11 protein-coding genes and 1 pseudogene are annotated in these 8,974 nt (G+C 44.3%); all 12 read left to right on the plus strand.

The genetic code is table 11. From position 1 onward, the window contains the following. Positions 1-29: 29 nt before the first annotated feature. Entirely contained in the window at positions 30-179 is a 150-nt protein-coding gene (locus tag ACQRCC_RS13105) for a hypothetical protein (protein WP_427851210.1), read from the plus strand. Between the two features lie 180 nt (positions 180-359). After that, positions 360-1,040 (plus strand): annotated as a pseudogene (locus ACQRCC_RS13110) (phage portal protein); the annotation flags it as partial. Continuing rightward, positions 988-1,818, plus strand: coding sequence for a phage tail protein (locus tag ACQRCC_RS13115; protein ID WP_427851211.1), 831 nt, complete (start codon positions 988-990; stop codon positions 1,816-1,818). The pseudogene ACQRCC_RS13110 and the gene ACQRCC_RS13115, both read left to right, overlap by 53 nt. Before the next feature lie 3 nt (positions 1,819-1,821). Next, the gene (locus tag ACQRCC_RS13120; protein ID WP_427851212.1) at positions 1,822-2,184 is read left to right on the plus strand and encodes a hypothetical protein; all 363 of its coding nucleotides are present in this window, start codon (positions 1,822-1,824) and stop codon (positions 2,182-2,184) included. Positions 2,185-2,334: 150 nt separating this feature from the next. Further along, on the plus strand, positions 2,335-2,628 hold the full coding sequence (locus ACQRCC_RS13125; RefSeq protein ID WP_427851213.1) for a type II toxin-antitoxin system RelB/DinJ family antitoxin: 294 nt from the start codon (positions 2,335-2,337) through the stop codon (positions 2,626-2,628). A 14-nt stretch (positions 2,629-2,642) separates the two neighbouring features. After that, positions 2,643-3,056, plus strand: a complete 414-nt coding sequence (locus ACQRCC_RS13130) for a putative toxin-antitoxin system toxin component, PIN family (RefSeq protein ID WP_427851214.1) — start codon at positions 2,643-2,645, stop codon at positions 3,054-3,056. A 73-nt stretch (positions 3,057-3,129) separates the two neighbouring features. Next, complete coding sequence (locus ACQRCC_RS13135; RefSeq protein WP_427851215.1) at positions 3,130-3,372, plus strand: hypothetical protein; 243 nt, start codon at positions 3,130-3,132, stop codon at positions 3,370-3,372. Further along, entirely contained in the window at positions 3,353-3,727 is a 375-nt protein-coding gene (locus ACQRCC_RS13140) for a TnpV protein (RefSeq protein ID WP_001129922.1), read from the plus strand. The genes ACQRCC_RS13135 and ACQRCC_RS13140 overlap by 20 nt, the downstream gene beginning before the upstream one ends. 366 nt (positions 3,728-4,093) lie before the next feature. Beyond that, complete coding sequence (gene tet(O), locus ACQRCC_RS13145; RefSeq protein ID WP_427851216.1) at positions 4,094-6,013, plus strand: tetracycline resistance ribosomal protection protein Tet(O); 1,920 nt, start codon at positions 4,094-4,096, stop codon at positions 6,011-6,013. Positions 6,014-6,063: 50 nt separating this feature from the next. Then, positions 6,064-7,284 (plus strand): tetracycline efflux MFS transporter Tet(40), encoded by a 1,221-nt coding sequence (gene tet(40) / locus ACQRCC_RS13150; RefSeq protein ID WP_009247026.1) that lies wholly within the window; start codon positions 6,064-6,066, stop codon positions 7,282-7,284. A gap of 599 nt (positions 7,285-7,883) precedes the next feature. Beyond that, positions 7,884-8,393, plus strand: a complete 510-nt coding sequence (locus tag ACQRCC_RS13155; protein ID WP_105116765.1) for a sigma-70 family RNA polymerase sigma factor — start codon at positions 7,884-7,886, stop codon at positions 8,391-8,393. A gap of 94 nt (positions 8,394-8,487) precedes the next feature. Next, positions 8,488-8,913 (plus strand): sigma-70 family RNA polymerase sigma factor, encoded by a 426-nt coding sequence (locus ACQRCC_RS13160; RefSeq protein WP_427851217.1) that lies wholly within the window; start codon positions 8,488-8,490, stop codon positions 8,911-8,913. The last annotated feature ends 61 nt before the right edge of the window (positions 8,914-8,974 follow it).

Raw genomic sequence — 8,974 nt, forward strand, 5'->3', positions numbered from 1 at the left:
AAGATGGAGTTGAAAGAGAGGCGATGAACATGAAAAGGACAGAGCCACTGACATATGGTTCAATTACAGCGGAACAGTTTGATGAAGAAATCGAAAAAGGAATGGCTGATGTAAGAGAAGGAAAGATTTACTCAGCAGATGATATCGAGATTGAAATGAATAGAGATTATGGTATTTAGTATTATGGAGGGTGGAAGCATCTATCAGAAATGGTAGGTGCTTTTATTATGGAGATTTTTATGGGAAAGATAGTTGCTTGTGTTCTTATAGTGATAGTACTGCTCATTGGAGTTGTAGTACTTGGCTTTATTCAGATGGTAAGAGCATGGAGCGATATTTTCAGATAAGTAGGTGGTTGTATGGGATTTTTTAGTGGATTGTTTCGGGGCAGGGATGCTCCCGCAGACAGGACTTCGGGGAGTGCGTATTCGTTCTTTATGGGTGGTTCGACTTCCGGAAAGAGAGTAAATGAAAGAACAGCGATGCAGATGACGGCGGTGTACTCCTGTGTGAGGATACTGTCGGAGGCGGTGGCTGGACTTCCATTACAGTTTTACAGATATACCAAGGATGGCGGGAAAGAGAAGGCGGTGGATCATCCGCTTTATTTTTTGCTCCATGATGAGCCGAACCCGGAGATGACAAGTTTTGTGTTTCGTGAGACTTTGATGACGCATTTGCTTCTATGGGGCAATGCGTACAGTCAGATCATCAGAAATGCAAGGGGTGAGATCATTGCTTTGTATCCGCTGATGCCGGACAGGATGACGGTGAATCGGGATGGGGATGGACAGCTTTATTACGAGTACAACATGAGTACGGATGATGCGCATACTTTGAAGGGATCGACAGTGAGGCTACAGCCACACGATGTTCTTCATATTCCGGGATTGGGATTTGATGGTCTGGTCGGATATTCACCGATTGCGATGGCAAAGAATGCCATTGGTATGGCGATTGCCTGCGAAGAGTATGGGGCGAAGTTCTTTGCCAATGGTGCAGCTCCTTCGGGTGTGCTGGAGCATCCGGGAACCATGGAATACTATTAAAACAGTAATTACGACTGTGCTGAATGCTATCAAGACGGTATTTTCTACAGTGTGGAATGCCATCAAAAATGTGGTTACCGCAGTGGTTAATGGTATCAAGAATACTATCACGACAGTTTTGAATGGTATCAAGAATACCGTGACTACCGTTGTGAATGCCATTAAGACGGCGGTGTCAACTGCTTTCAGTACCATGTGGAATGGGATTAAGAATACCATTTCGGGAATCTACAACACCATCAAGAATGGATTTACCAATGCAGTGAATTTCATTAAAAATCTGGCTTCTTCGGCGTTCAGCTGGGGAGCAGATATCATCAATGGTATTGTGAATGGTATCAAGTCCTGCATTGGAAAGGTGAAGGATGCGGTTTGCAGTGTGGCTGATACAATCAAATCCTTCTTGCATTTCTCTGTACCGGATGAAGGACCTTTGACAGAGTATGAGAGCTGGATGCCTGACTTTATGTCAGGACTGGCGAAGGGTATTGAGAAGAGCAAGGGCATGGTAAAGGATGCGGTAAGCGGTCTTGCGGCAGATATGGTAGTAAATCCTCAGGTGAATGCAGATCAGATGGCTATGGCTGGTGGTGGTTCTGTGTCCGGTGCAGATATGAGTAGTTTTGTATCAGCGATTAAGGATGCAGTTTCTTCAGTAGGCGGTGGTAGTGGTGACATTGTAATTCCTGTGTACCTGGGTGGTACGATGCTGGATGAAGTGATTGTAAATGCCCAGCAGAGGGCAAATCTTAGAAGTGGAGGGAGATAAGCGATGGCATTTTTTCAGTATTTGAATTTTGACGGCGTGGATCTTCCTCTGCCGGATAGTTATGAAGTGGATATGACGGATAAGGAAGCAGACAGTGGTGGAGAAACAGAGGCAGGAACCGTCCAGAGGGATGTGGTTCGTACCGGTGTGGTGACTATTTCTGTTTCCTTTTCTGTTACCCAGAAGTGGCTGAGACTACTTACCGGGTATAAACAGCAGGATAAGATTCGGGTTGGATTTTTTGATCCGGAGACTGCGAGCGTGAGACAGACAGAAATGTATGTGGAAGGGTTCAAGGCGAAGCTTAAGAAGGATACGAGTTATAAGGGGCTGTGGATTGTGAGTTTTACTCTGAAAGAACTGTAATTTTGCTTTAGTAAGCACTTTCTAAGAATTACTTTAGATTCTTTTACGCATAATAAATAAGAGCAATTTTTGAATTTAACCCATATCTGATTGACAATGTCATACAATGTAGTATAATTGAAGTACAAACAAATAAAGGAGGTGCTTGATATGGCAACTACATTAGTACAGGTTAGAATTGATGATGAATTAAAAAATCAGGCAACTGCTGTTTATGATGCATTGGGAATTGATTTATCTACTGCGGTGAGAATGTTTTTAAAAAGATCGGTATTGGTAAATGGTGTTCCTTTTAATATGACATTGCCAAAGAACGATTATAAAGCTGAAAGAGCAGCAAGAGCCCTTCAGGAGTTAAGCAATGCAGCGGTGGAAAATGGTACTTCAGAAATGTCATTGGAAGAAATAAATGCTGAAATTGAGGCAGTTAGAAAGGCAAAATAACAGGAGACAATGCGATGCGGTATTATGCAGTAATAGATACAAATGTATTGGTCTCCGCAATGTTAAAAATTCAGTCTATTCCAGGTCAGATTGCTAATGAGGCACTTTTGGGTGATTTGATTCCTTTGTTAAGTGATGAAATAATAGCAGAGTACCGGGAGGTTTTAGCACGACCCAAATTTAAGTTCGATCAAAATACTGTGGAGATATTGATTGATGGAATCGTTGATAGAGGAATATTTGTGGATGCGGTTCCAGTAGAGGAAATAATTCCTGATCCTAAGGATATCGTTTTATACGAAGTGGTTATGGAAGGTCGCAAGGAGCGTGATGAAGCATATCTTGTGACAGGAAATATCAAGCATTTTCCTGCAAAATCCTATATTGTTACGCCAAAGGAAATGCTTGAAATCATGCATAAAGCATAAAGGAATATAATAGGTTTAGATACAGAGCATCGGAAAAAAACGGTGCTCTTTTACGTGGAAGGAAGGTGGTCTTTTGTATCCGGTAAGTGAGGCATTCCTGCAGGCGGTGCAGGAGAACACAAGAAGATATTATTGGACGGGAAAGATTACAACGACTAAAGGTGTTGTTTATGAATTCGGTGCTGATGATATCGTAAAGGGCAGCGGATACATTTCCAGTCAGTGCTGCGGATCGTCAGATGTAGGACGGATTTTGCGGACATTCAAAATAAAAAAGAATGTGGAGGTAACAGACAATGGCAAAATCATTATTTGAGGAACTGGGCGGCAAATACGAAAGGCAAGGGGATTATTTGATACCGTGCTTAACTGTACCCGCCGAAGAAGAACAGGCAATAGGCATCTGGGGGCAACGGCATTTAGATTATCTAAAACAGTACCGTAAAGTTACATACACCAATCTTCTTACAAGCGGCAGGCTAAACGCCTACCTTGCCGACATCAACAGACAGGCACAGGAACGCTTTGAAAGGCTCATAGAGGGTATGAAACAGGCACAGGGCATAACGGAACAGCTAAAGGCAGAAAACGCCTTAGAATGGACAGGATGCCTCAATAACATAAGGGCTTGTGCGAGGGAGATTGTGGAAAAGGAAATTATTTTTGCATAAACAGATGATTAGTGGCAGGGGGAAATCCTGCCGCTTTTTCTGCTTTAGTTTGTCAGCTTGACAAATAAAGGGTTAAGGAATATAATTAGATTCAGTATTATACAAGGAGTTAATAAATATGCGGCAAGGTATTCTTAAATAAACTGTCAATTTGATAGTGGGAACAAAAAGTAGCAGTCCCGTTTCACTTTTAATATGGGGCTTAGTTTTTTGTACCCAGTTTAAGAATACTTTTATCATGTAATTTTATATGCCCGAAAACATATAAGTGTTTTGGGGCTATTGGAGTTATTTACCCAGTGATAGGAGTATTTATCACTGGGTATTTTTATGCCCTTTTTTGGGTGTTGATAGGAGGAAAATCACATGAAAATAATTAACTTAGGCATTCTGGCTCACGTTGACGCAGGAAAGACAACATTAACGGAGAGTTTATTGTATACCAGTGGTGCAATTGCAGAACCAGGGAGCGTAGATAAAGGCACAACAAGGACAGATACAATGAATTTGGAGCGTCAAAGGGGAATCACTATCCAGACAGCAGTGACATCTTTTCAGTGGGAGGATGTAAAAGTCAACATTATAGATACGCCAGGCCATATGGATTTTTTGGCGGAAGTATACCGTTCTTTATCCGTATTAGACGGAGCAGTATTATTAGTTTCTGCAAAGGATGGCATACAGGCACAGACCCGTATACTGTTTCATGCACTACAGACAATGAAGATTCCGACAATTTTTTTCATCAATAAAATTGACCAAGAGGGGATTGATTTGCCAATGGTATATCAAGAAATGAAAGCAAAGCTTTCTTCGGAAATTATAGTGAAGCAAAAGGTTGGGCAGCATCCCCATATAAATGTAACGGACAATGACGATATGGAACAGTGGGATGCGGTAATTATGGGAAACGATGAACTATTAGAGAAATATATGTCAGGGAAACCGTTTAAAATGTCAGAACTGGAACAGGAAGAAAACAGGAGATTCCAAAACGGAACGTTATTTCCCGTTTATCACGGAAGCGCTAAAAACAATCTGGGGATTCGGCAGCTTATAGAAGTAATTGCCAGTAAATTTTATTCATCAACGCCTGAAGGTCAATCTGAACTATGCGGGCAGGTTTTTAAGATTGAATATTCAGAGAAAAGGCGGCGTTTTGTTTATGTGCGTATATATAGCGGAACATTGCATTTGAGGGATGTTATTAGAATATCTGAAAAAGAGAAAATAAAAATCACAGAGATGTGTGTTCCGTCAAATGGTGAAATCGTCCCGGCTGACCATGCCTGTCCGGGAGAAATTGTTATTTTAGCTGATGATACTTTGAAACTGAACGACATTCTGGGAAATGAAAAACTCCTGCCTCACAAAACATGGATTGATAATCCCATGCCATTACTTCGGACAACGGTAGAGCCGCAAAAGCCGGAGCAAAGGGAAGCCCTGTTAAATGCCCTCGCAGAGATTGCTGATACAGACCCTCTTTTAAAATATTATGTGGATACTACAACGCATGAGATTATACTTTCTTTTTTGGGGAATGTGCAGATGGAAGTCATTTGTGCCATCCTTGAGGAAAAATATCATGTGGAGGCAGAAATAAAAGAGCCTACTGTTATATATATGGAAAGACCGCTTAGAAAAGCAGAATATACCATCCACATAGAAGTCCCGCCAAATCCTTTCTGGGCTTCTGTCGGGTTGTCCATAGAGCCGCTCCCTATTGGAAGCGGAGTGCAGTATGAAAGCAGAGTTTCACTTGGATATTTAAATCAATCGTTCCAAAATGCGGTTATGGAGGGGGTTCTTTATGGCTGCGAGCAGGGGCTGTATGGATGGAAAGTGACAGACTGTAAAATCTGTTTTGAATATGGATTGTATTATAGTCCTGTAAGTACCCCCGCAGACTTTCGGCTGCTTTCCCCTATCGTATTGGAGCAGGCTTTAAAAAAAGCAGGGACAGAACTATTAGAGCCATATCTCCACTTTGAAATTTATGCACCGCAGGAATATCTCTCACGGGCGTATCATGATGCTCCAAGGTATTGTGCAGATATTGTAAGTACTCAGATAAAGAATGACGAGGTCATTCTGAAAGGAGAAATCCCTGCTAGATGTATTCAAGAATACAGGAACGATTTAACTTATTTCACAAATGGGCAGGGAGTCTGCTTGACAGAGTTAAAAGGATACCAGCCAGCTATTGGTAAATTTATTTGCCAACCCCGCCGCCCGAATAGCCGTATAGATAAGGTTCGGCATATGTTCCACAAGTTAGCTTAACAGCTTGCAAAAGTCATATAAAATGAGATTTGAAAGGAGAATGTAACTTCATGTTTGCTAAAAATTCAAAGGCATATTCTGTCTACCTGCTGTTCCGATTTGTCTGTTCCCTGGCGGTTTCTATGTCCACAGTGCTTTCCATCGTGTACCACCTGGAGGTGGTGCAGCTGGATGCTTTCCAGCTTGTCCTGGTAGGGACGGTTCTGGAGACCTCCTGCTTTCTGTTCGAGATACCCACCGGTGTGGTGGCGGATTTGTATAGCCGTCGGCGCTCGGTGCTGATTGGAATGTTCCTCTACGGCCTGGGCTTTCTGATGGAGGGTGCGCTACCGTGGTTCGCGCCGGTTCTGCTGGCCCAGGTTGTCTGGGGTTGCGGTGATACCTTCATCACCGGCGCTCTGGAGGCGTGGATTGCCTCGGAGGAAGAGGACAAACCCATAGACAAGGTGTTCCTGCGGGGCAGTCAAATGGGGCAAATCGGCGGCGTTCTGGGCGTGGTGCTGGGCACACTGCTGGGAAACATAAACCTGCAAATGCCTGTCATCTTGGGGGGCAGTTTGTGCTTGTTGTTGGGGCTGGTGTTGGTTCGCATCATGCCAGAAACCAACTTCTCCCCTGCTATTGAGGAACGGCAGGGCTTGCTTAAAGACTTTGTCTGCCTGTTCAAGCTCAACCTGGGCTTTGTGAAAGGCGCACCTGTGTTGCTGGCGCTCTTAGCAATCACACTATGCGGGGGACTTGCCAGTGAAGGCTTTGACCGGCTCTCCACCGCTCATTTTCTGGATGACACGGTAATACCCGTTATCGGGCCGCTGAACAGCGTCACTTGGTTCGGTGTTATCAGTCTTATCGGCAGCGGCTTAGGTATTCTGGCTTCTCAGTTGCTCATCGCCCGCATGGAGAAAAAAGGGACTGTCAGCCGAACCAGTGTGGTCATGTCCACCAGCGCCGGGTATATCCTGTGCCTGGTTCTCTTCGCGGTGGGGCGGAGCTTTTGGTTCATGTTGTTGGTGTTCCTGCTGGCGGGGCTTATGCGCACCATCAAGGAGCCTGTGCTGGCCGCCTGGATGAACGACCATGTGGATGAGAAAATGCGCGCCACAGTCTTTTCCACCAGCGGACAGCTGGACTCTTTCGGGCAGATCATCGGCGGGCCTATTGTGGGGCTGGTAGCCCAGCAGGTGTCCATACCCTGGGGGCTGGTCTGTACCGCTTTCCTGCTGTTGCCCGCGCTGTTCTTAGTGCCGGTGGCGGGAAAGAAGCGGGATTGATATGGCATAGTTAAGTTTACTGACGAGCGGGAGATTACTTCCGCTCGTCTTCATTTAGTAGCGCAAAATTTGAGGACTCTTTATTTCCTTATTCGGTATAGCGGAGGCGGCTGTCAATTCGACATAATTTTCTTGTGATACTTTACCGTACATGAGCATTTGTTTCGTATTTGAAAGAACAAACTCACCAAATAAAAAAAACGATATTCGGGTGGGTTATTTTGTTATACCCTAAATTACCCTCTGAATTTGTTTTTAAATTTGGAGGGATTTTTTTATGTCCTTTTTTCGGGCAGTTATCTATCTGCTCATACGAAGCAAAATTTATCAATACATAGCATATCAGAGAACGGCAGGAAACCAGTTAAAAAAATTTCTGCCAGTGCAACGGTACTTCTCACCTTGAAAGTAGAAGTACAATCTCCATACAATAGAATTACTATTTCCTATAACCGTAAAGGTCACAGAGCCTTTGCGGTTTTTCTTTTGTCGATTTTTGTTGGAAAGTGCCGTAGGGCTGTTTCTGATATGCGGTGTCGTTCTCCGCCTCTCCATCTGGATTTTTTACATTTCAAAAATTCAGATGGGAGGTATTTATGGTGAAATATGCACCAAGAAAGGTATATATCAGAGAAAGTGGCGGCTATGTGGAATTATCCTACACGGAGTTCTGCCGTTGCAGGGAATCCGACCAGACCTATATGGACAAGCTGTTTATCCCCATTCAAGGCTGTCTGCTTGAAGTCGTGAGGGAGCAATACACAGACTTCTACCGTGACAAGGAACGGTGGCGTTATCTGCAAAAATTAGATACAAAGAATAGACTGCTATCTCTCGACGGATTTACGGACAGCGAGGGGAATCCTCTGGACTTTATCACTGATGAAGCGGTGGACATTGCAGAAACCGTTGTCAATGCGGTCATGGTGGACAGGCTGAAAGCCGCCCTGCCTTTGCTGTCGGATAGTGAACAGGAGCTGATACAGGCAATCTTTTTTGACGGACTTTCCGAGCGTGAAGTCGGGGCGAGGTTGGGCATAACCCAGAGCGTTGTAAACAAACGCAAAGCCAGAATCCTAATAAAACTAAGAAAGATAATAGAAAATTAAAATTTAAGGCGTTCAGCCCCCTTGTTTTTTCCTTTGGGAAAATGAGGGGGCTTTTCTCTGCCCTCTCAATCAATTCTGATTGGAGGAAGAAAGAATGGCATACAACCACGGACGGGAGGACAGGAAATGGCGTATCTGGAAAGAAGCGGAGGAAAAGCTGCTGCGTGAGTGCGGCGTTGATGAAGTGACCATTGAGCAGATACGCATGGCGGACAGGGCAGACTTCAATTCCAACAGGCGGTTTTACCGATGGACGAATGACGTTGCGGAATATCTTGAGGACATGGCAGGCAGGGAGCGGCAGGCGGAAGTGGGTACGGTTGCGGAGTTACTGGAAGAGATTGAGAGCGAAAATCTCTATCAAGTATTAGTCACGGTGGACGGGCGTACCTTGAAAATCGTCCTGCTGAAAATGCAGGGGTATTCCACAAAGGAGATTGCCCCGCTTGTGCATTTGACGACTGGTGCCATCTATGCGAGGTTAGACCATCTGCGGAAGAAGCTGCGGAAAATTTTATAGCTTCTAAAACAGCCTGCCATCCTGCGGGCTACTGGGTGAGGGATGGAAATCCCCTCACTCA

This window comes from Sporofaciens sp. SGI.106, assembly GCF_050314255.1.
In the GTDB taxonomy this organism is placed as follows: Bacteria; Bacillota; Clostridia; order Lachnospirales; family Lachnospiraceae; genus Claveliimonas.

Bases quoted from the DNA above. Each gene is read 5' to 3' on its own strand.
- ACQRCC_RS13105 (WP_427851210.1), top strand. From the start codon at position 30: ATGAAAAGGACAGAGCCACTGACATATGGTTCAATTACAGCGGAACAG.
- ACQRCC_RS13120 (WP_427851212.1), top strand. From the start codon at position 1,822: ATGGCATTTTTTCAGTATTTGAATTTTGACGGCGTGGATCTTCCTCTG.
- ACQRCC_RS13125 (WP_427851213.1), top strand. From the start codon at position 2,335: ATGGCAACTACATTAGTACAGGTTAGAATTGATGATGAATTAAAAAAT.
- ACQRCC_RS13130 (WP_427851214.1), top strand. From the start codon at position 2,643: ATGCGGTATTATGCAGTAATAGATACAAATGTATTGGTCTCCGCAATG.
- ACQRCC_RS13140 (WP_001129922.1), top strand. From the start codon at position 3,353: ATGGCAAAATCATTATTTGAGGAACTGGGCGGCAAATACGAAAGGCAA.
- ACQRCC_RS13160 (WP_427851217.1), top strand. From the start codon at position 8,488: ATGGCATACAACCACGGACGGGAGGACAGGAAATGGCGTATCTGGAAA.